This window comes from Nereida sp. MMG025 (assembly GCF_021654165.1).
GTDB lineage: Bacteria > Pseudomonadota > Alphaproteobacteria > Rhodobacterales > Rhodobacteraceae > Nereida.
On the sequence record NZ_JAKFZN010000002.1, the window covers coordinates 177,683 to 197,516 of the forward strand.

Annotated in this window: 23 protein-coding genes; 8 read left to right on the top strand and 15 right to left on the bottom strand. The window is 57.4% G+C overall.

Translation table 11 applies throughout. The annotated features are described in order from the left end of the window. The gene (locus tag L1065_RS06940) at positions 1-852 is read right to left on the bottom strand and encodes a universal stress protein (protein ID WP_237094742.1); all 852 of its coding nucleotides are present in this window, start codon (positions 850-852) and stop codon (positions 1-3) included. Positions 853-855: 3 nt separating this feature from the next. Beyond that, entirely contained in the window at positions 856-2,358 is a 1,503-nt protein-coding gene (locus L1065_RS06945) for a SulP family inorganic anion transporter (protein ID WP_237094743.1), read from the bottom strand. A gap of 117 nt (positions 2,359-2,475) precedes the next feature. On the opposite strand from L1065_RS06945, the gene L1065_RS06950 reads away from it, so the two are divergent. Continuing rightward, positions 2,476-3,192, top strand: coding sequence for a hypothetical protein (locus tag L1065_RS06950; protein ID WP_237094744.1), 717 nt, complete (start codon positions 2,476-2,478; stop codon positions 3,190-3,192). 3 nt (positions 3,193-3,195) lie between these two features. Further along, positions 3,196-3,414, top strand: coding sequence for a hypothetical protein (locus L1065_RS06955; RefSeq protein ID WP_237094745.1), 219 nt, complete (start codon positions 3,196-3,198; stop codon positions 3,412-3,414). Here L1065_RS06955 and L1065_RS06960 read toward each other — a convergent pair. Beyond that, a complete protein-coding gene (locus L1065_RS06960; RefSeq protein ID WP_237094746.1) occupies positions 3,392-4,555 on the bottom strand; it encodes an MFS transporter in 1,164 nt (387 codons plus the stop codon). The two genes, L1065_RS06955 and L1065_RS06960, sit on opposite strands and share 23 nt — an antisense overlap. Positions 4,556-4,656: 101 nt before the next feature. On the opposite strand from L1065_RS06960, the gene L1065_RS06965 reads away from it, so the two are divergent. After that, complete coding sequence (locus L1065_RS06965; protein WP_237094747.1) at positions 4,657-5,874, top strand: Coenzyme F420 hydrogenase/dehydrogenase, beta subunit C-terminal domain; 1,218 nt, start codon at positions 4,657-4,659, stop codon at positions 5,872-5,874. Here L1065_RS06965 and L1065_RS06970 read toward each other — a convergent pair. The 9 genes from L1065_RS06970 to L1065_RS07010 all read right to left on the bottom strand — a co-directional run bounded on the left by L1065_RS06970 (position 5,862) and on the right by L1065_RS07010 (position 14,014). Continuing rightward, entirely contained in the window at positions 5,862-6,728 is an 867-nt protein-coding gene (locus L1065_RS06970) for an amidohydrolase (protein ID WP_237094748.1), read from the bottom strand. The genes L1065_RS06965 and L1065_RS06970 overlap by 13 nt on opposite strands. A gap of 34 nt (positions 6,729-6,762) precedes the next feature. Next, positions 6,763-7,755: a DMT family transporter gene (locus L1065_RS06975; protein WP_237094749.1), complete on the bottom strand. Its 993-nt coding sequence runs from the start codon at positions 7,753-7,755 to the stop codon at positions 6,763-6,765. A gap of 95 nt (positions 7,756-7,850) precedes the next feature. Further along, entirely contained in the window at positions 7,851-8,957 is a 1,107-nt protein-coding gene (gene leuB, locus L1065_RS06980; protein ID WP_237094750.1) for a 3-isopropylmalate dehydrogenase, read from the bottom strand. Between the two features lie 137 nt (positions 8,958-9,094). After that, a complete protein-coding gene (locus L1065_RS06985) occupies positions 9,095-10,087 on the bottom strand; it encodes an endonuclease/exonuclease/phosphatase family protein (protein WP_237094751.1) in 993 nt (330 codons plus the stop codon). 11 nt (positions 10,088-10,098) lie between these two features. Further along, positions 10,099-10,947, bottom strand: coding sequence for a hypothetical protein (locus tag L1065_RS06990; RefSeq protein ID WP_237094752.1), 849 nt, complete (start codon positions 10,945-10,947; stop codon positions 10,099-10,101). A 433-nt stretch (positions 10,948-11,380) separates the two neighbouring features. Then, positions 11,381-11,986 carry a 3-isopropylmalate dehydratase small subunit gene (gene leuD, locus L1065_RS06995; protein WP_237094753.1) on the bottom strand — a complete coding sequence of 202 codons (606 nt, stop codon included), beginning with the start codon at positions 11,984-11,986 and terminating at the stop codon, positions 11,381-11,383. Further along, positions 11,986-12,465, bottom strand: coding sequence for a hypothetical protein (locus L1065_RS07000; protein ID WP_237094754.1), 480 nt, complete (start codon positions 12,463-12,465; stop codon positions 11,986-11,988). Before L1065_RS07000 ends, leuD begins: the two co-directional genes overlap by 1 nt. Further along, on the bottom strand, positions 12,465-13,868 hold the full coding sequence (leuC, locus tag L1065_RS07005) for a 3-isopropylmalate dehydratase large subunit (protein WP_237094755.1): 1,404 nt from the start codon (positions 13,866-13,868) through the stop codon (positions 12,465-12,467). The genes L1065_RS07000 and leuC overlap by 1 nt, the downstream gene beginning before the upstream one ends. Before the next feature lie 56 nt (positions 13,869-13,924). Beyond that, complete coding sequence (locus L1065_RS07010) at positions 13,925-14,014, bottom strand: isopropylmalate isomerase (protein ID WP_237094756.1); 90 nt, start codon at positions 14,012-14,014, stop codon at positions 13,925-13,927. A 199-nt stretch (positions 14,015-14,213) separates the two neighbouring features. On the opposite strand from L1065_RS07010, the gene L1065_RS07015 reads away from it, so the two are divergent. After that, complete coding sequence (locus L1065_RS07015) at positions 14,214-15,521, top strand: mechanosensitive ion channel family protein (RefSeq protein ID WP_237095175.1); 1,308 nt, start codon at positions 14,214-14,216, stop codon at positions 15,519-15,521. Between the two features lie 3 nt (positions 15,522-15,524). Here L1065_RS07015 and L1065_RS07020 read toward each other — a convergent pair whose 3' ends face one another. Then, the gene (locus L1065_RS07020; RefSeq protein WP_237094757.1) at positions 15,525-15,725 is read right to left on the bottom strand and encodes a helix-turn-helix transcriptional regulator; all 201 of its coding nucleotides are present in this window, start codon (positions 15,723-15,725) and stop codon (positions 15,525-15,527) included. Continuing rightward, positions 15,725-16,252: a hypothetical protein gene (locus tag L1065_RS07025; protein WP_237094758.1), complete on the bottom strand. Its 528-nt coding sequence runs from the start codon at positions 16,250-16,252 to the stop codon at positions 15,725-15,727. Before L1065_RS07025 ends, L1065_RS07020 begins: the two co-directional genes overlap by 1 nt. 76 nt (positions 16,253-16,328) lie before the next feature. On the opposite strand from L1065_RS07025, the gene L1065_RS07030 reads away from it, so the two are divergent. From L1065_RS07030 to L1065_RS07045, 4 genes are all read left to right on the top strand, one after another. Further along, complete coding sequence (locus tag L1065_RS07030; RefSeq protein WP_237094759.1) at positions 16,329-16,898, top strand: hypothetical protein; 570 nt, start codon at positions 16,329-16,331, stop codon at positions 16,896-16,898. 70 nt (positions 16,899-16,968) lie between these two features. Then, a complete protein-coding gene (rsfS, locus tag L1065_RS07035) occupies positions 16,969-17,436 on the top strand; it encodes a ribosome silencing factor (RefSeq protein ID WP_237094760.1) in 468 nt (155 codons plus the stop codon). 7 nt (positions 17,437-17,443) lie between these two features. After that, positions 17,444-17,911 (top strand): 23S rRNA (pseudouridine(1915)-N(3))-methyltransferase RlmH, encoded by a 468-nt coding sequence (gene rlmH / locus L1065_RS07040; protein WP_237095176.1) that lies wholly within the window; start codon positions 17,444-17,446, stop codon positions 17,909-17,911. Positions 17,912-18,113: 202 nt separating this feature from the next. Next, the gene (locus tag L1065_RS07045; RefSeq protein ID WP_237094761.1) at positions 18,114-18,392 is read left to right on the top strand and encodes a helix-turn-helix transcriptional regulator; all 279 of its coding nucleotides are present in this window, start codon (positions 18,114-18,116) and stop codon (positions 18,390-18,392) included. A 19-nt stretch (positions 18,393-18,411) separates the two neighbouring features. On the opposite strand, the gene L1065_RS07050 is transcribed toward L1065_RS07045, so the two are convergent. Then, a complete protein-coding gene (locus L1065_RS07050; RefSeq protein ID WP_237094762.1) occupies positions 18,412-19,767 on the bottom strand; it encodes a DUF6161 domain-containing protein in 1,356 nt (451 codons plus the stop codon). Between the last annotated feature and the right edge of the window lie 67 nt (positions 19,768-19,834).

The window sequence follows — 19,834 nt, forward strand, 5'->3', positions numbered from 1 at the left end:
TTACCGGAACAACAAAAGCGGCACCTGACACGAGCGGATCATCTGCGTCGTGGTCGATCCGATGATCAGGCTACGAATACGGCTGTGCCCGTAAGCGCCCATCACAAGCATATCTGCCGCCCCGTCCCCGATCCGATCCGCAATCGCGTTTTCGGCTTGGCCCTCGGCGATCTCGGTGGTCACGGTCAGGCCTGCGCCCTTCAACATTGCGGCCGCCCCATCCAGCTTTTGGCGCACCTCCGCAGTGTCAGTTCCGGCCGTGACGACCTTGGCCTCAAGGCCCTTGAACAGCTTGGCACGCGCCACATGGTCAACTGCACGCAAGGATGACTTGCCACCATCAAAGGCGATCAGAAAATCCTCAATGGGCTGATAGGCACGGCTGGTCACAAGGATCGGCTTGGTGCAACTGCGCACCACGCGCTCAAGGTTTGATCCCAGATGCATCGTGGCAAAATCCGCGGCCTCGCCACGTTTGCCCACGATCACCAACTCTGCGTCCTCGGCCAACTTGCCAAGCTCCTGCACCAGATCACCCTGGCGCAACACCGTAGACACGCTCACGCCCTTTTCTGCAATCCGCGCCTCGGCGTCTTCCAGAATAGCGCGCCCGCGTTTGTGGTTCAGCTTGGCGCGTTCTTCGTCCAGTGCGCTCAGCTCTTCCATCAACTTGGACCGTGCACCAAGACCGATGTTGCCAGACAGATCCGCCTTGGCCTCGCGCCGTCCGATCACATGGGCCACAACCACATGGCCGCCGATCTTTTCTGCCACCCATGCCGCATGATCACACACGCTTTCCGAATAGACAGAGCCATCGACCAGCGCGACAATTTTCTCAAGTTCAGCCATAGCTTAGTGTCCCATCAAATCATCAAGGGCACCCGGCTTGTCGGCCACACCCAGTTTATCCACGATCGTCTCTGACGCCTCGTTCATGCCAATCACATCAACCTCGGCCCCGTCCCTGCGGAATTTGAGCACAACCATGTCCAGCGCAGCAACCGAAGAAATATCCCAGATATGCGCGCGGCTGACGTCGATGGTCACGCGCTCAAGCGCCTCGTTGAAATCAAACGACTTGGTAAATTGATCAGACGAGGCAAAGAACAACTGGCCTTCAACCGTATAAGTGCGGTGCTGGCCGTTCTGCGACAGGTCAGACCGCACGCGGAAAATCTGCGCAATCTTGCCCGCAAAGAAGATGCCCGACAACAGCACACCTGTCAGAACTCCGATCGCAAGGTTGTGGGTATAGACTGTCACAAACACCGTCGCCAGCATGACGATGCTGGAGGATGTCGGATGCTCGCGCAGATCTTTGAGCGAGGACCAGCTGAATGTCCCGATGCTGACCATGATCATAATCGCCACCAGCGCAGGCATCGGAATCTGGCTGACCAGATCACCCAGAACCACGATCAGAAACAAGAGGAACACACCCGCCGCAAAACACGACAGACGCCCGCGCCCCCCTGATTTAACGTTGATCATCGACTGACCGATCATAGCACAGCCTGCCATACCGCCGATGAAACCTGTCGCGGTGTTGGCCAGACCCTGACCGATGCATTCGATGTTCTTGTCGCTTGTCGTATCCGTCAGATCATCGACCAGCGAGGCTGTCATCAGGCTTTCCAGCAGACCCACCACAGCAATCGCCATCGCGGTGGGGAAGATAATCTGCAACGTCTCGAACGTCAGCGGAATATCGGGGATCAGGAAAATAGGCAGCGTATCAGGCAAAGCGCCCATGTCGCCAACCGTGCGCACATCCAGCCCCATGAACATGGCCAGCGACGTCAGCACAACGATTGTGACCAGCGGCGACGGGATCGCCGTGGTGATGTAGGGAAACAGATAAATGATCGCCAAACCCGCCGCGACCATCACAAAGGTCAGCGTGGTCACGCCGTCGGTCGCGGGGTTCAACTCGGGCAGTTGCGCCAGAAAGATCAGGATCGCCAACGCGTTCACAAATCCCGTCATCACCGATTTGGACACAAAGCGCATTACGCTGCCCAGTTTCAGCACGCCTGCCCCGATCTGCAACAAACCCGCCAAAACGGTGGTGGCCAGCAAATACTCAAGCCCGTGATCCTTGACCAAGGTCACCATCAGCACCGCTGTTGCCGCCGTCGCCGCACTGATCATACCGGGGCGCCCGCCTGTGATGGCCGTGATCACCGCAATGCTGAACGACGCATAAAGCCCCACTTTTGGATCGACGCCTGCGATAATCGAAAAGGCAATCGCCTCTGGGATAAGCGCCAAGGCCACAACAAGCCCCGCCAACAAATCGTTGCGGATATTGCCAAGCCAATCTTGGCGCAGGTTCAAAAGATAGTAAGCCAGCATCGCGCGGTTCCTCTGATCGGATAAGGCGCGATGTAACGGCATGGGCCGGATGGCGCTACCCCCTTAATCCGCCCCGCGTCAATTTACGGGGGGCGTTGTGAATGATAACTTGGTCCCATGACACCCGATGATTGGCCATCGCTGCGCCCTCACCTTGATCTTGCAAACACGCTTTTCCCCACGCGCGGCACGGCGTTGGTCGGCACATGGTTCGACCAGCAAGTCGCGCGCATCACGGACCCCGATTTCGCTCGGCTTTTCTCGGATCATATCGAATGGGATGGCGTGGTACCGTCTGACTATAACCACCGTCACATTCGCAGCGCCGAAGGCGATCTGATCGGTGGCATCCGCTTTTTTGGCGGTGATCTGACCCGCCCCTTCGTCGAGGTCATTGCCCACAGCTTTGACGACCTGACAGCAATGGCCCGAACCGTCAGCGCCGAATGGGCCGTGTTCAACCCCCGTGATCTGCGCCTTCTGGTGACGCCCGAAACACCGCTGCCCGAAACCGCGCGGATCGACCAACACATCTTTGCAGGTCACCGCGATGATCTTCCGAACGGCGAACAGAAGGCCACGCTCCGCCGTTTCAAAGACGTTGATGCCGCGATCAAAATGGTCCGCGACCGCTATGCCGATCTGGACCACGATATGCCTGCCCTCGTGCAAGACATTCGTGCCGCATCAGACGACCAGTTGCGCGAATGGCGCAAAGACAAAACGCTCATGTCCATCATGAACCCCAATGACCCGCCTTACAGAACAACCGACAAAACCATCGTCGGCCTGATCGCAGTTTCACGCGGAACCATCGCTTGGCTGGAAGGCTAAGAGGTGGACGAGGTTGTTATCGCATCGGCGCATGCAGGCAACGGTTACAGCGCCGCCGCCCAACGCGCCTTTGGCGGCCTGCCGTCCCGTGACCCCCGCGCCCTTTTGATGGGCACGATTAATGCCAAAAACATACCGTCGATCCGCAGCGCCCAAAACGCAGGGCGCAAGAACGTGCTGAACTATGTGTTCATACCGCTCAGTCCATCCGATCCTGACTGAAGGCATAAATCGTCACACCGATTGCTACCGCAACCGCGAACATCCAGAACAGCGCGGAATAGGCAGGCGCACCGCTTGGGGCCGCCTCGTAAACCCGCCCTGTCGCCATCTGGAACAACCCCACACCGCCGATGCCAAAGAGGTTCATCAAGGTCACGCCCCGCCCTGTCAGATGTTCGGGAAAAAAGCTGCGGGCATGCGCGATGACCACGGGAAACGACGCGCCCAAAAATCCGATCGCTGCGAACAGCGCAATCGCTGCCACCACGCCCGGGTCAGGGTTCAGCGCAAAGACCAGACAGGCCAAGCCACCCAAAGCATTGCCGCCAAACACCACCCATTTGCGCGTTTTGAAAATGCGGTCAGACGGGCCATAAGCGAAATTCCCAAGCACCATGGCAAGCCCCATCACAAGGGTCGCCGTGCCAATGAGCGCGGGGGTAGCTGCGTAAACATCCGTAAAATATGGCCCCACCCAAAGCCCCCGCAGCCCCGCCGACGGCGCATAATTTACAAACATCAGCGGAAAGATGAACCACAGCGCAGGGATTTTCAGCAAGGTCAGCACCGACCCTTGGGGGCGCGTTTCCGGGCGTTTCGGGTCACGGATCAAAAAGAACAAGGCCACCGCCGTCAGCCCTGTGATGGCACCGAGGCCCGCCAGCGTCTCGCGCCAGCCAAAGGCCTTAACCGCCCATGTCGTGGGCGCTGCACTGGCCAGATTGCCAAGCGATCCGATGCCAATGACCATGCCTGCCAATGTGGCAAACACCGCTGCGGAATACTCCTTGGCAAAGATATAATAGCTGGCCATCAGCACGGGGCTGCACCCTATGCCGATCAGAACCATCGCCAGTTTGACCTCGGTCACCGAAGTGGCAAAGGCGAATACAAAAGCCCCTACCGCGCCGACCAGCAGCAGCGACGACGCCGTGCGCCGCGGCCCAATGACATCCAGCGCCCACCCCACAGGGATTTGCATGCATGCAAAGGTCAAAAACCAAAGGCCCGAAGCAGCAGCCAGATCATCGGGTGTGGCCCCGATATCACGGCCCAAAACCCCCGTTAGAACCGCCAGAAACGCGCGGTAGAACTGCGACAGCACATAGGCAAAGATCAGCGCGGCAATGCCTGCTTTCATGGTGGGGCCTCCTCCCAAAGACGCCCCAGTGCGTCGCATGCGCCGTCCCCGTGCGCAAGTGTCAACTTGTGCTGACACCTTGGCTATGGTCAGCTACGAACATGAAAGATATGGCCCCCTATTTCGCCCCGACACCTGCCCCCGCCGCCAAGCGCGGCCTGTGCACCGATTGCGGGCTTTCGCGCACCAAAGACGCCGCCAAATGCGGCATGGCCTGCCAATTCATCAAGCCCGATTACCCCGCCATGGAACAGCAGGTCCAAGGCCGTGTGCGCGGCAGTGGGGACGAGCTGTTTTTTGGCCCCATGAAGGCGATGTATCGCGCGGCCCTGAACGAACCGCTTGAAGGCGCGCAATGGACGGGCCTGACCACGCGGCTGGCGCAAAAGATGCTGGAAACGGACAAGGTGGATGCCGTGCTTTGCATGGCACCTGACCCCGACGACGTGTGGAAACCGATGCCTGTCATCGTCACTGACCCGTCCGGAATGGCGCATGTGCGCGGGATGCGCATGGGATACGCGCCGCTTTTGTCACTGCTAGAACCTGCGGCGGCAGCGGGACACAAACGACTGGCCGTGATTGGCATCCCCTGTCAGATTTACGCGCTGCGCCGCATCGAACAAGACCTCGGCTTTGACAGCATCACCGTCATCGGCACACCGTGCAGCGACAATACCACCACCGCGAATTTCCACGATTTTCTGGCGCGGCTTTCTGACAAGCCCGAGACGATCACCTATCTGGAATTTCGCGCCGATTACCATGTGGAACTGCGGTTCGCGGACGGCCGCCAGCAACTGATCCCTTTCCTCAAGCTGCCGCTGTCGGACCTTGCGCCCGACTTCTTCCCGCTGACCTGCCGCACCTGTGTGGATTACACCAATGTGCTGGCCGATATCACCGTGGGCTACATGGGCGGCACGGGCGAACAATGGGTGATCGTGCGCAATGATCGCGGGGCCGCCGCGCTGGCCGATCTGGGTGACGAGGTCCGCCTGTCTGCCCCCGCCGACAGAGGTAAACGCGCAGGCGCGGTGAAGGGATTTCTGGAAAACACCAAACGCGCGGCAGGCGGTTTGCCCTTGCGCAAAATGCCCGATTGGGTGCGCCCGATTGTGGCGTGGTTGATGCCTAAAGTGGGGCCGAAGGGATTAGAGTTCGCGCGCGCGCGGGTCGAGATGAAGGCCGTAGAAACGGTCGTGCATCTGCGCCGCGAGGAACCTGCCAAACTCAAGAACATGGTGCCAGATCACGTTTGGGATATCGCCGCACCCTATGATCTGACCCCTGAAGAGGGCGAACGTCAGAACCCGTAAAGCCGCGCAGGGGTGCCAACCAGAATACGGCGTCGGGTGTCTGCATCTGTCACCGTTTCCAGAAAATGGTTCAGCAGCACACCTGCGTCTGGCATGCCCGCATCCGCCAGCATGATATGCGGCCAGTCACTACCCCAAAGGCACGCATCGGGATTGGCAGATGCAAGCGTTTCGATGAAACGCGTGGCCGCGTCATAGGGTGCATCGCACAACCGATAGGGCGCCGATAGTTTCACATGCGCCGCACCTTCACTGACCAATTGGCGCAGCACCTCAAAGCCAGCCTCTTGCACGCCAAGCGACAGATCGGGCCAGCCGATGTGATCAAAGACCACGGGCACGGGCATGGCACGCACATCATCGGCCAGTTCGGCCATATGTTTGTGCGTGTTCATCAGCATTTGCACATGCATCCCGCGCTCGGCCAGCATTGGCGCAAGCCGTTTGACGCCATCCCACGTCAGGACACCCCCATGCACATAATTCAGCCGCACACCCATGATGCCAGCCGCGCGCAGATCGTCCAGATCAGCCTCGGTGCCATCATCTGTCACCAGCCCGATGCCGCGTGCGCAACCGCCCAAAGCCGCGACAGCCGCCTTTGTCACGTCGTTGCGCGCGCCATACAAAATGGAGTGGACGACCACCACGCGATCCAGCCCGAAGGTCTGCATATGCGTGCGGTAGCGCGCCACATAGTCGGCCAGGCTGCCATCGGCAGGGTCCTCGACGCGGCCGTCCCATAACGGGAAATCATCGGCCACCAGATGAATGTGCGCATCGCACGCCCCTGCAGGCAGGCGCGTTGCAACAGCCGTTGGCACGTCGATCGGTGGGGGGGCTTTGGGCAACATCTGGTGGACTGTCCTGCGTTATCGGTGGGGGCGCTTACTCATCTGCTGATGGTATCTTGTGACCTTTGTCATCAATCAAACCACGTTCACGCAAGATGGGCGAGACGCGCATCGCGGTTCCGGTTTCCGGGCGCGAGCGTGTGCGCAGAACGGGCGTTGTCTCGGAGGCATCTTTCGTGCCTTCCCGCAACACAATGTAGACGCCGCTGAGAATGATCACCCCCGCCCCAATCAGGGTGAACTGATCGGGGTATTCATCAAAAAGCAACACACCAAACAGCGTGGCCCAGATGATCTGGGAATACTGCATCGGCGCCACGATCGAGGCATCGCCATCGCGATAGGCGCGGATCAGGCACAGACCTGCAAGATTAACCAAAATGGCCATGATCATTGTGCCTGCCAGATCATCCAGCGGCATAGGCACATAGATGAAGGGCAGTGCAATGGCCATCAACACAAAGTTCGCCATCATCGGATAGAGCAGCAAAACCACGGGGCGCTCATCCTTGCCGATCTTGCGCACGATGACAGAGGCCAAAGCCCCACCAAACGCGCCCATCAAAGCCGCAAGATGCCCAAGTCCAAGCTGCGTGCCGCCCGGGCGTAAAACAATCATCACGCCGATCAGGCCGACCAACACGGCAAGCCAACGCCGCCAGCCCACAGTCTCGCCCAGAATGGGGATCGACAAAATGGTAATCAACAACGGGCTGGCAAAGATAATTGCGTAGGTTTGCGTCAGTGGCAAAATGGAGAAGGCAAAGAAAATACTGATCCCCGTCAGCACGGCCGCCGCCGTGCGCAGGGCTGTCCACCACGGGTGACGGGGGATCAATGTATCGGGCGCGCTTTCCCGCATCAGCATCAACAGCACCATCGGAAAGCCGAACAGAACGCTGAAAAACAGGATTTGAAACGGCTGATAGCTGCCGCCCAGAAACTTCACGATCACATCATGCGCAGAGAAAATCGCAAAAGCCAGAAGCGCGAAAAGCGAGGCGATGGCGTTGTTTGATTTCAGCATTGGCGTGTCCGTTTGCGCTAACTTCTCCCCCCGCCTAAAGCAAAAGCCCGCCTCCAATCAAGGGGCGGGCTTTGTTGTTTGGCTGTTCAGCTTGGTTAAAGCGAGGCGTCCAGCGCGGCCAAAATCGCATCACCCATTTCAGTGGTGCTGATTGGCTTGCCGCCTTCTGGCCCCATCAAATCGCCTGTGCGTGCGCCGCCCGACAGCACTTTTTCGATGGCTGTTTCAAGGCGGGTTGCATCCTCGCCCTGGTCAAAAGAATAGCGCAGCGCCATGGCAAACGACAGGATACAGGCGATCGGGTTGGCCTTGCCCTGACCCGAAATATCGGGGGCCGAACCGTGCACCGGCTCGTACAGCGCTTTGGGACGACCGTTTTCGCCAACCGCGCCAAGCGACGCAGAGGGCAACATGCCAAGCGAGCCTGTCAGCATCGCGGCGCAATCGGACAAGATATCGCCAAACAGGTTATCCGTCAGAATGACGTCAAACTGTTTGGGCGCGCGCACCAGCTGCATTGCGCCGTTGTCGGCATACATATGGCTCAGCTCAACATCGGCATAGTCGGCCTTATGGACCGCAGTGACCACCTCGCGCCACAAAATGCCGCTTTCCATCACGTTGGCTTTCTCCATCGAACAGACCTTGTTGCCGCGGCGGCGGGCCAGTTCAAACGCAGAGCGCGCAACGCGGTCAATCTCGGCCTCGGTATAGCGTTGGGTGTTGATGCCGACGCGCTGGCCATCTTCTTCGAAAATGCCGCGCGGCTCACCGAAATATGAGCCACTGGTCAATTCCCGGACGATCATGATGTCCAGACCTGCCACGATATCGCGCTTGAGGCTTGAGAAATCGGCCAGCGCGTCAAAGCACTGCGCAGGACGCAGGTTCGAAAACAGATCCATCTCTTTGCGCAGACGCAGCAACCCGCGTTCGGGCTTGACCGAAAAATCGAGATCGTCATACGCAGGCCCGCCAACAGCCCCGAGCAAAACCGCATCAGCCGCCATGGCTTTGGCCATCGTGTCGTCATGCAGCGGGGTGCCATGTTTGTCGTATGCCGCACCGCCCACCAGATCGTTTTCTACGTCAAAGGCCAGACCGCGTTTGTCACCAAACCACGCGATGACACGTTCGACCTGCGCCATGACTTCGGGGCCAATACCGTCACCGGCGAGGATCAAGAGAGTGGGGTTTGACATGGCAGTTTCCTTTGCAAATTTGCTTTGCGTGGGGCCTACCGCCTTGGGCCAAAGGGGTCAAGGATGGCCCTTGGATATGACGCGCGTGGCCAAGCTGCGTCGCGTTGCAAATGGGTTGGTGCACATCGGTTGTCTGCTTAGGACGGGCCGGCCAGCAGCAGATCGACCCAGAGCAAACCATGCCTGCCCGTGCTGACATCATCCAAGGGGGCGGGCCAAAGGATGCCTGCGTCTGTCACGGAGATCTGCGCAGCGGGCAAAAGGTAGCTTAGGCGCAAGGGGCCTGCGTTCTCGAAACGCGCGGTTGCCTGCGCGGGGGTGGGGTCTTGCAGGCGCGGGTCTTGCAACAGCGATGTGATAGAGGCACGCCGCCCATCACCGCGATCGGGATCAAGATTGGCGATGCCCGCAATCACAAAGGCGCCTTGCGGCGGTTCGCCGATCTGCCCATCCAGCACCAACTGCCACATCCTGATTTCATCGGCATTGCGGCGTCCATTTTGATCTTCGGGACCATCAAAAAGAGGCGGTGTTGCATGAAAGGCCATGACCGAAATGCGCTGCCCCTGCGGACCGACCAGTGGCACAATCCAATGCGCGGTAGAGGACAAGCGGTGCATCTGCTGCACCTCAAACGAGGGGAAGGGTTGCCCGTCATCATAAACAGGAAGCAGGGGGTCGGGGATATCGCGCCAAAGGATATCCGATAGGTCCTGCACCCTATCGCGCGCAATCTGCCAGCGCGACAGGATCGCCATAGCGCCATGCCCCGCAAAACGCCCATACCCCATGCCATCGCGTGGTTCGCCCAAACGTCCGTTACCGTCCATATCAAGGCCAGTGGGTTGGCCCGCGTTCGGCCTGAGTGCGAAGGTATGAGGATAGGCGCCTGCACCCAAAGCGGCGTTTAGCGCACCAAGGGTTTCGCCGCGCAGATCGAAATCAATACCTTGCAGCACAACAACATCGGCATCTGCGGCCAAAATGGTTTGTAAGCGGCTTTGTACGTCCTCGGTTTCTTTGAGGATATCGCGCAAAAGCAGGCCAGGGCCGCGCGCCTGAAGCTCTGTCTGGTAGGTGGCGATGCGGAGAGTTTCGGCTGTGCTGTTCGCAACGGACGCGACCAGCACGGCCAGGCAGACTAGACAGCCAACAAGCTGTCGTCGCCATCTTTGTCGGCTTGCGCATAGTCGCGGCGGCGTTTGGAGGCCACCATCTGTGCCACACGGCCCATTGCGATGCCGCGCATAAACAGACTTGCTGGTAGAAACGCCCATGCTGCCATCGTCCAAATCAAGGTTTGTGGGTTTGCCATCGACAAGGGATCCACAAGATCCGACGCCAGCTTGACCACCGCTGGAATGATAAATGGCAACAGAAATCCTAAGATAATGTTAAAACGCGCATCATTGTTCAGACGCGTGACCACATCACCACCAGCGGTAGGGTCAAACATTGGCAGATTGATCCAGACGTTGAAGTTACCCGAATTGCGCGGCCAGCGGTTGATGCGCAACGCCAGCAGGAACAACGCCAGCGACAACAAGGATGTCAGATAGCTGATGCCCGCCGCTGTGCGCACGGAATCGACCAAGGCAGGATCGCTGCCTTCCGGCATCATCAAGACCACCAGACGCACGGGCGAATACGGGAAATCGATGGAATGCCCAATGAGACTGCCGATGGCGGTTACAAAATTGGTGAGTGTTGTCGGCTCGTAATGGCCCTTTGCAATGATGCTGAGCGTCGCCACCGTGAAAAACAACGACACAAAGCGCACGCGGTTAAATGGCGGCGCAAAACGGAATTCCACAAGGCTTGGATACTGAGAGGCGTATTCGAAAATGGTCAGGATGGCCGCAGCTACGGCGACGAAGGCCACAATTTCGGTGCCCCCAACCACTGCCCCTGGCAGAATGATGGATGGAAGGCTCACCAATAGGATCACCAGAAATGCGCGCGCAATCGCGCCTGTCAGACGGGAAATCACTGCCCTATACCCTCAAAATGGTCGGTCGCGATACGATGCCGCGTCCTTGTTGCCATTTGATGTCCACCGATTGTGGTGAACTGCCTCATTATTGCCTTAATCATGCCCACATTACCTTCGCTTCGCAAGCCTTTGATTCACCTAACTTTATTATTAGGGCCGTTTGAGGGCGCGGATGGTGCAGGAATGCATCGGGCCTGTGACAGCATGATGGCAAAACACAAGCCATTGTGGTTGCCCGCCAGTGAACCACAACGATGGCCTGAAAAATCGTTAACGGATTGGCATCATTCGGCAGCCTTAAGGCGAGTGAACAGCGTTTCGATTCCCTCTATACACACTAAAACGCCCGCAAGTGACGTTGCGGGCGCTGCTTATGTCTTACCAACGAACGGGATTGTTGACCCCTATGGCGCAATCCCTTTGGGGGGTGTTAGACCCAAGGGCGCGATTGGGCCGCTGTTGCCTCAAAGCTGTCGATGCTTGCGGCTTTTTCCATCGTCAAACCGATGTCATCAAGACCGTTGAGCAGGCAGTGCTTTTTGTGGGCATCAACCTCAAAGCTGATTTGCCCCCCATCTGGACCCGTGATTGTCTGGCCTTCCAGATCCACGCTGATCACGGCGTTTGCGCCACGTTCGGCATCGTCCATCAGTTTGGCATGCTCTTCGGGGGTCACGACAATCGGCAGGATGCCGTTCTTGAAGCAGTTGTTGTAAAAGATGTCGGCAAAGCTGGTCGAGATCACACAGCGAATACCAAAATCGAGCAAAGCCCAAGGCGCGTGTTCACGCGAGGAGCCACAGCCAAAGTTGTCACCGGCCACGAGGATTTGCGCATCGCGGTATTGCGGCTGGTTGAGAACAAAATCCTCAATCTCGTTTCCCTGACGGTCATAACGCATCTCGTCAAAGAGGTTCACGCCAAGGCCAGAGCGCTTGATGGTTTTCAGAAAAACCTTGGGGATAATCATATCGGTATCAATGTTGACCAGCGGCATGGGCGCGGCGGTCGCGGAGAGTTTGGTGAATTTTTCCATCAGGAGTATCCTTTGAGAAGGACCGCACAGCGTGGGTGCGGTGTCATGCCCTGCGCACGGCAAGAGGCATAGAGATGTTGAAGAAAGGGGCGCAGATCCGCATAGGGCTGCTGCGCCCGAGGAGCTGTTTGGCGAGATGATGTGCGATGCTGCGCGGGGCGTCCAACAGGACCAGCGGGGCGTTGCCAGATATTGCTGCGGGCCCAACGGCCTGCTTGTGTGGTGCCTTGCAAGGGCCCTACGACGCCGCGTTTGGACAAATCCGTCATCAAGACTTCGGCCTGATCCAGATCAAGACCCAAGCGTTTGGCCAAGGTGAAAACCGAAAAGGTCACATCCGTCTTGGCATGAAAGATCGCCGCATGCAGCGCAGACAGCGGATAGACCGCCTTGCGCGCCGCACCCCAAGACACGGACGGCATGACAGGCGCGGCCAAGGCCCCGCCGATCATTGCCAGAAATCCGCGCCGCGTGGTCATTACATCAGCTCCCGCACGTCTGTCAGCTTGCCTGTCACAGCGGCCGCCGCGGCCATTGCGGGCGACACAAGGTGCGTGCGGCCTTTATAGCCTTGGCGTCCTTCAAAATTGCGGTTCGAGGTTGATGCACAACGCTCGCCCTCGGCCAGTTGATCGGGGTTCATCGCCAGACACATCGAACAGCCCGCCATGCGCCATTCAAAGCCCGCCTCCTTGAAGATATCGGCCAGACCTTCTTCTTCGGCCTGCGCACGCACAAGGCCAGAGCCTGGCACAACCATCGCACGTTTCACGGCGACTTTCTTGCCTTTCAGGATTTCGGCGGCAGCACGCAAATCTTCGATCCGGCCATTCGTGCATGAGCCGATAAAGACCGTATCAATTTCGATGTCCGTCAGCTTTTGACCCGCTTGCAGACCCATATAGTCGATCGAGCGTTGCGCCGCGTCGACCTTGCCGCCTTCAAAGCTGTCAGGCGAGGGCACGGCCGCGGTGATGGGAAGCACGTCTTCGGGCGATGTGCCCCATGTGACGACAGGGGCGATGTCTTCGCCCTTGATGGTGATCACCTTGTCCCACTGCGCGTCATCGTCGGAATAGAGGGTTTTCCACCATTCCATCGCGGCTTCCCATTGGGCGCCCTTTGGCGCGTGGGGGCGGCCTTTGCAGTATTCAAATGTTGTCTCATCAGGGGCAATAAGACCTGCGCGCGCGCCGCCTTCGATGGCCATATTGCAAACGGTCATGCGGCCTTCCATCGACAGATCGCGGATCGCTTCACCGCAATATTCGATCACATAGCCTGTGCCGCCGGCGGTGCCTGTTTCACCAATGACGGACAGGGTGATGTCCTTGGCTGTCACACCTGGGCGCAGTTTGCCTGTGATCTCGACCTTCATGTTCTTGGATTTCTTCTGGATCAGCGTTTGCGTGGCCAGAACGTGTTCAACCTCGGATGTGCCGATGCCGTGGGCCAGCGCGCCGAAAGCGCCATGCGTTGCGGTATGGCTGTCGCCGCACACAACCGTCATGCCCGGAAGCGTCCAGCCTTGTTCGGGGCCAACGATATGCACGATGCCCTGACGAACGTCGGACACAGGATAATAGTGAATGCCAAAGTCCTTGGCGTTCTTGTCCAGCGCCGCAACCTGAATACGGCTGTCTTCGGTCATGGTTTCCGCGTTGGCGCGGTCCAGCGTGGTGGGCACGTTGTGGTCTGGCACCGCGATGGTCTTTTCAGGCGCACGGACCTTACGGCCCGTCATGCGCAGACCTTCAAACGCCTGCGGGCTTGTGACCTCGTGCACCAAGTGGCGATCGATATAAAGAAGGCAGGTGCCATCTTCGGCTTCATGGGCCACATGCGCGTCCCAGATTTTATCATAGAGTGTTTTGGGGGACATATCGGTCCTCTCCCGTTCATTTGATGTGGAATAAAGATAGGGCGTGACGGTCGCGATTACGACAGTCGGGCCAGCACGGTCATGGACGCGCCGTAAAAGCGTTCGCGCAGACGCGCGCGGTCATCCATATGAAAAAGCTGTGTCATGGCCTGCCAGATACACCCTGCAACGGATTCTCGCAAGCGATGGGTTGCGGGCTGCGCGGGTGTGGCGCAAAGTGCAACCATGGCAGGGCACCACAATAATAACGTATCTACAGGCAGCGCAGCGGTTGATCAGGCCATGGGCCGCCCTGTTCCCTTGCCCGACACGCCAGAGCCTGTGCCCCCCAGTGGGTTTGAGGTGATGATGGAAACGGCCCAAACACTGTTTCGCCAAGCCGAGATTTTTGCCCAAGGACTGCTGCGTCCCTCCTCACTGATCCAGATTGGAGTTTTGATTGCCGTTTTCATCGCGGCGCATTTGGCCGCGCGGGTGGTTCGGCCCCGGTTTGAAGACTGGCTGCGCAGCCGCGAAGGCATGCAGAAATGGCAGCTGCGCTGGCTGATCGTGGTGCGCAACAGACTGCGCGGCATTCTGTTTATTCCGATCTGTTGGGCAGCTGTGCTTGCGATGCAGGAACTCTATCGCTTTCCATCGCGGTATTATCTGCTGGTCATTGCGGCCAACCTTGCGATGGCGTGGGTCATCGTCGCCTTTGCCACACGGTTGATCCACAACAATACGCTGCGCCGTTTTGTGAATTGGGCTGCTTGGATCTGGATCACCCTGCGCATCGTCGGGCTGAACGATGATACGCAACGTGTGCTGGAAAGTGCGCAGCTTGGCATCGGCGAAAGCACGATCACGGCTTGGCAGATTGTGCAGGCCATCGGGCTTTTGGCTGTTCTGTTCTTCGGGGCACGTTTCCTGACGCGCAGCACAGCAACGCGGATACAGCGCAATGAAGAAATGTCGCCGTCGATGCGGGTTCTGGCCGTTAAGGCGATGCAACTTCTGCTTTATGGTGCGGCCTTTTTCATCGGGCTGCGGGCCGTTGGCATTGATCTGACCGGTCTTGCCTTCCTGTCTGGTGCGATTGGTCTGGGCCTTGGCTTTGGTTTGCAAAAGGTCGTGTCGAACCTTGTGTCGGGTGTGATCATTCTGCTGGATAAATCCATCAAACCCGGCGATGTGATCAGCCTTGGCGATACCTTTGGATGGATCAATTCGCTTGGGGCGCGATACGTCAGTGTCGTTACACGAAACGGCAAAGAATACCTGATCCCGAACGAGGACCTGATCACAGGTCAGGTGGTGAATTGGTCCCATTCAAATGATTTTGTCCGCCTTGATATCTATTTTGGCACGGCCTACGCCGATGACCCACACAGGGTGCGCGCGTTGGCGATCGAAGCCGCGCAGAGTGTTGACCGCGTGCTGTCTGACCCGCGCAAGCCCGTGTGCCATATCGTCGGGTTTGGCGACAGTTCTGTCGATTACATCCTGCGGTTCTGGATCTCGGACCCTACGGGCGGGCTGACAAATGTGCGCGGCGCCGTGTTCCTTGCGCTTTGGGACAGCTTTCAGGAAAACGACATCTCTATTCCCTTCCCGCAGCGTGAGGTCAAAATGGTGGAAGGCTCGCAACTGGCCACCAAAGCGCTGGATTAGAGCCTATTCCACCTCAAGAATATCGCCCGGCTGGCAGTCAAGCACCTCACAAATCTTGGCCAAGGTTTCGAAGCGAATACCTTTGACCTTACCTGATTTCAGCAGGCTGACATTCTGTTCGGTGATACCGATTTTTTCGGCGAGGATGCGCGACTTCATTTTGCGCCGCGCCAGCATGACATCCAGCCTGACCACGATCTGCATCAGATAAATCCCTTGTTTTCAGACGCGGCTGCCACGCCTTCGCGCAGGGCATGACCCACAAGTGCCAAGACACCCGAAACCAGCAAAAAGCCCACCTCTTCGGAACTGACGGATAACGACACCTGCCCTGTTTCAGGCTTTGAAATCCAGATGAACCATAAGTCTGACAGCGGTCCAAAAGCGATTTTGGCGAGGGCCAGATAGATCAGCGCATGGCCCAGTTTTTGCACGGCACGCACGGTTGTCTGGGTCAGAAATGTGCCTTCGGCAAAGCAGCGCACCAATGCATATAACCGCCAGAGCGCAAGAAACCCCACGGCGGACAAGGCGGTGCCAAGCGCAATGAAGCCCCACAGAAATGTCAGTGAATAGGGACCGGTCCATCCGCGGTCGGGCAGATCGGGAACCACATTGCGCGGATCAAAATACACCCACATCAGGCACCCCGCCAAACCAATGGCCAAAGCCAGCACCGTGACTTGAAGAATTTGCGACAGCCGCTGAACGGAATGTGCAGATAAGGGCATGACAAAACCTCTCTTTTCAGAATCATTTTTTAATGTAATACAGTAAATAATTATTACGTCAAATAGGAGATTTCATATGACACACCCATTCAGGCGCATCGCATATACGGGCGCTTTGCTGGTGTTGGGCGCCTGCACATCGGTTGTTCCAAGCACCGCGGCAAAACTGGGCATGGTCCATCCGATGACCGCGGATCCCGCAAACTTCGCTGTACGGCTTGAACTGCCGCCACGCGCCGGTGTCATGCCGAACAGCGCGGTTTTGGCCTTAACCTCGGCCCGCTCGGACACCGGGCAATCCATTGAGCGCGCCTACACGCTGCACGAAAGCCCAACCTTGGACGGCGCGCGCATTTACAAGATTTCACGCTCGGACATCGAAGATATGCGCAAAACACAAGCGACCGTCCAACAGTGGGAGGCCGAAAACCCATCTGCGAACAAAGGCAGTCTTTCAGTGGCTTTACAGGGGTGCATCATTGGTGAAGGGCCACAGGCAGATGATACCGTAGATGTGTCGTTGCAGATTGAACCAGACGGCAGGTTCTTACCCCTGATCCGGAACGCCAAATGGCGCACGGTTGTGGCACAAACAAAGCTTGGAACGCCCGAACAATGCCCCGCACCAGCACAAGTTGACCGATAGGCGTGGCGGAAGGGTGACAGGTTGAGACAGCGTTGTTGAGATTTGGGGAGGGCAATGTTACCTTTGGGATATGCCCAGTGCCGGGGCTTTGTCGGCATGTATAAAGGAGGACAATGCGCTGTCTCTTTCAACCGATGCGGGCAACACGCCTGCACCTTCGAGCGCCGCAATGAGTGGCACATCGGACATGACCAAAAGCGAAGCCCTTTTGGCGACCATCCTGAAATCGCTAGACGACGACAAGGCCGAGGACATCGTGCAGGTGGACCTGCGCGGCAAATCCGAAATGGGTGACTTTATGGTCATCTGTTCGGGCCGTTCATCGCGCCAAGTGGCAGCGATTTCCGAAAAGCTGGTGGACCGCGTCAAGCATGAGCATGGCCGCCTGAGCAAGCTGGAAGGCAAAGCCGCAGGCGACTGGGTGCTGATCGACACAGGCGATGTGATCGTGCATGTGTTCCGCCCCGAAGTGCGCGAATTCTATCAGCTTGAAAAGATGTGGCTGAGCCCTGCCGAACAGGCAGAACGCGCCGAATAAGCCGTTGATACGGCTACATTTATGCGTTGTGGGCCGCTTGCGGGCTGGCCCTGAACGCGACCTGATTTCCGACTATACCGACCGCTATGAAAAGACGGGCCGCAGCCTTGGGTTGGGCCCGCTTTGTGTGGTGGAAGTGGATGCAAAAGGGGCCGGCCAACAGGCCGAACACGCCCTTTTGACGCGGGCCATTCCCAAGGGCGCAACCGTTGTCGTGATGGATGAGCGGGGCAAGGTCATGCCCTCGCCCGTCTTTGCGCAGCGTCTTGGAGACTGGCGCGATCAGGGGGTGTCTGACCTGGCTTTTGTGATCGGCGGGGCGGATGGCGTACTGCCTGAAATGCGGGCGGCGGCGGATTTGAAACTGTCGTTCGGCGCGATGGTCTGGCCCCATATGCTGGCGCGTGTGATGCTGTGCGAACAGATTTACCGCGCTGCATCCATCCTTGCGGGATCGCCCTATCACCGCGCGTAACCACTGCCGCGAATCCCCCCAAATGGCCCGTCATCCGATGTATGGCCTAGCGTCTGCTCACGGTATGGCAGAGCGTATGACAACAAAAACAGTCAGGTATTCGGCGGACATACGCGACTTTATTTAAGAAAGAATGAAGAGGCTGACCCGCGGCTTTGTGCAACGCCTAGATCACTGTGCGGGATGATGGTAAGCAGAGTGCATGGAAAATTCAGTTCAGATTCATGGCGATCGCCTCAAAGCCATCCGCAAGGGGCGCAAAATTGGCCGACCGAAACTTGCAAAACGCGTTGGCCTGACCGAGCGCAAGCTGACCGCCCTTGAGACCCAGACATTGGCGGCCCTTCCAATGGCCACAGTCACGAAGCTGGCCGATGCATTGCAAGTGCCCGAACCGACGCTGACAGGCGACCTACCGGTATCACAAGACGATCTGACCCCCGCCGCCAAGCCCACCTGCACCAGCGGGTGCTGCGGCTGAAGTAATTTTCTGAGAACCGTCAATTTCGACCAAGTTGTTTTGCCAGGATTGCGGCTGCAGATATATCGATGCCTTGTTCATCGTCGCGGATAATTCCGTCTTGGGTCGGCCTGAACAAGGAGGCCAAGACAATCGCTTCGTTGTCAGCGCCAACGTCCTCGTCTTGTTTGAGCGCAAGGAAGGTCTCTGCGAACGCTTTCTTTTCGCTTGCATCAAGCGCGAGGTGACGTTCGCTGAGATACACTTTGTATTGCAGACGGATGGTCCAAAGAAGCAATGAAAAAATGGTCAGAATGCCTGCGATCGTCAGGGGACCTTTTGCAGAAAATTCGCGTGTACAATCCGCGGAACCTTCTGGAAAGCAAACAATAGTAAAGAAGCTTTCTGCAATGTAGTCGCCAAATTCAAAAGGAATGGCAGCCCCTATAGTGACCGCGAAAACCGTCAAGACAAAGAAACAGAATAGCGCAATCCGAGAATTGCATTTGTGAGCTCGTTCCCGATCACTCCAAAGTCTCACGGGCGCTTTCAACCTGAGTTGCGTGTAGAAAAGCTCTTTCAATTCCTCAAACTCGGCTTGCCGTTTTGCTTGCTTTTCCTTGTTCACCGTATCAATTGCGTTCAACCGCTTTTCGGCCTTCGCAAAGCGATCATCGACTTCGGACTGCAGATTGGACACATAGTCAGAGTTTTGGGTGCGGCGGTGTTTTTCCCGACGCACCAGAATATCTTGGACCCGATCGAAATTATTGTTCCACGCGTCAAGTGTTGCGCCTGCTTCGGCTTCCAGATTTTGTGTGCTGCCTTGGGCCTTTTTTATTTCCGCGGCCAGACCTTCCAGATGGGTTTCCGCCATACGGTGTGTTGCCGCGATTTTTTGTGATGACGCTTTGCTATACGGCAAGGCCGCGCAGGCACGCGCCGCTAGGATAAGTTGTTCGCCGCGTGAGACCTCCTCTGCACCACGGTTTGAACGCACCTCAGCTTTCCAGTGCGTAGTCAGAAACCACGCCATAACAGCGATGGCTTCATCGGCCTGATTGTTTGTAAGTAGGCCCAATATCAGTTGACCTTCGAGGGAGGTCGATGGAGGCGGCAAAAATGTCAGGCCTTGTCGCCATAATGAGTCCCAACGGAATTCTTGGCCGTCGATTTGCCCGATGATCCGAGGGAAAACGTCTGCCAAAAACGAAAGTTCATACTGACCAGACCCATAGGTACTCAGCTTTAGATTGTTGTATTTCTCAAAATCCAAAGATGTCAGCGCCTGCCAGCTTTGCTGCTCTTCTAGCAGGTATTTTTTTGCTGATGCCAGATTTGCAAATTCTGGAGTCGGGTAATTATTCTCGTACGGGATTGAATACTGTTCGGTCATCTTGCCGTCCATAGGTGAGCATTTCTATGCACTACTTATGGTTGATTGCTTTGTGGTTTGAAAGCCA

Bases quoted from the DNA above. Each gene is read 5' to 3' on its own strand.
- L1065_RS06940 (WP_237094742.1), bottom strand. From the start codon at position 852: ATGGCTGAACTTGAGAAAATTGTCGCGCTGGTCGATGGCTCTGTCTAT.
- L1065_RS06945 (WP_237094743.1), bottom strand. From the start codon at position 2,358: ATGCTGGCTTACTATCTTTTGAACCTGCGCCAAGATTGGCTTGGCAAT.
- L1065_RS06950 (WP_237094744.1), top strand. From the start codon at position 2,476: ATGACACCCGATGATTGGCCATCGCTGCGCCCTCACCTTGATCTTGCA.
- L1065_RS06960 (WP_237094746.1), bottom strand. From the start codon at position 4,555: ATGAAAGCAGGCATTGCCGCGCTGATCTTTGCCTATGTGCTGTCGCAG.
- L1065_RS06965 (WP_237094747.1), top strand. From the start codon at position 4,657: ATGAAAGATATGGCCCCCTATTTCGCCCCGACACCTGCCCCCGCCGCC.
- L1065_RS06970 (WP_237094748.1), bottom strand. From the start codon at position 6,728: ATGTTGCCCAAAGCCCCCCCACCGATCGACGTGCCAACGGCTGTTGCA.
- L1065_RS06975 (WP_237094749.1), bottom strand. From the start codon at position 7,755: ATGCTGAAATCAAACAACGCCATCGCCTCGCTTTTCGCGCTTCTGGCT.
- leuB (WP_237094750.1), bottom strand. From the start codon at position 8,957: ATGTCAAACCCCACTCTCTTGATCCTCGCCGGTGACGGTATTGGCCCC.
- leuD (WP_237094753.1), bottom strand. From the start codon at position 11,986: ATGGAAAAATTCACCAAACTCTCCGCGACCGCCGCGCCCATGCCGCTG.
- L1065_RS07000 (WP_237094754.1), bottom strand. From the start codon at position 12,465: ATGACCACGCGGCGCGGATTTCTGGCAATGATCGGCGGGGCCTTGGCC.
- leuC (WP_237094755.1), bottom strand. From the start codon at position 13,868: ATGTCCCCCAAAACACTCTATGATAAAATCTGGGACGCGCATGTGGCC.
- L1065_RS07010 (WP_237094756.1), bottom strand. From the start codon at position 14,014: ATGACACAGCTTTTTCATATGGATGACCGCGCGCGTCTGCGCGAACGC.
- L1065_RS07015 (WP_237095175.1), top strand. From the start codon at position 14,214: ATGATGGAAACGGCCCAAACACTGTTTCGCCAAGCCGAGATTTTTGCC.
- L1065_RS07020 (WP_237094757.1), bottom strand. From the start codon at position 15,725: ATGCAGATCGTGGTCAGGCTGGATGTCATGCTGGCGCGGCGCAAAATG.
- L1065_RS07025 (WP_237094758.1), bottom strand. From the start codon at position 16,252: ATGCCCTTATCTGCACATTCCGTTCAGCGGCTGTCGCAAATTCTTCAA.
- L1065_RS07030 (WP_237094759.1), top strand. From the start codon at position 16,329: ATGACACACCCATTCAGGCGCATCGCATATACGGGCGCTTTGCTGGTG.
- rsfS (WP_237094760.1), top strand. From the start codon at position 16,969: ATGCCCAGTGCCGGGGCTTTGTCGGCATGTATAAAGGAGGACAATGCG.
- L1065_RS07045 (WP_237094761.1), top strand. From the start codon at position 18,114: ATGGAAAATTCAGTTCAGATTCATGGCGATCGCCTCAAAGCCATCCGC.
- L1065_RS07050 (WP_237094762.1), bottom strand. From the start codon at position 19,767: ATGACCGAACAGTATTCAATCCCGTACGAGAATAATTACCCGACTCCA.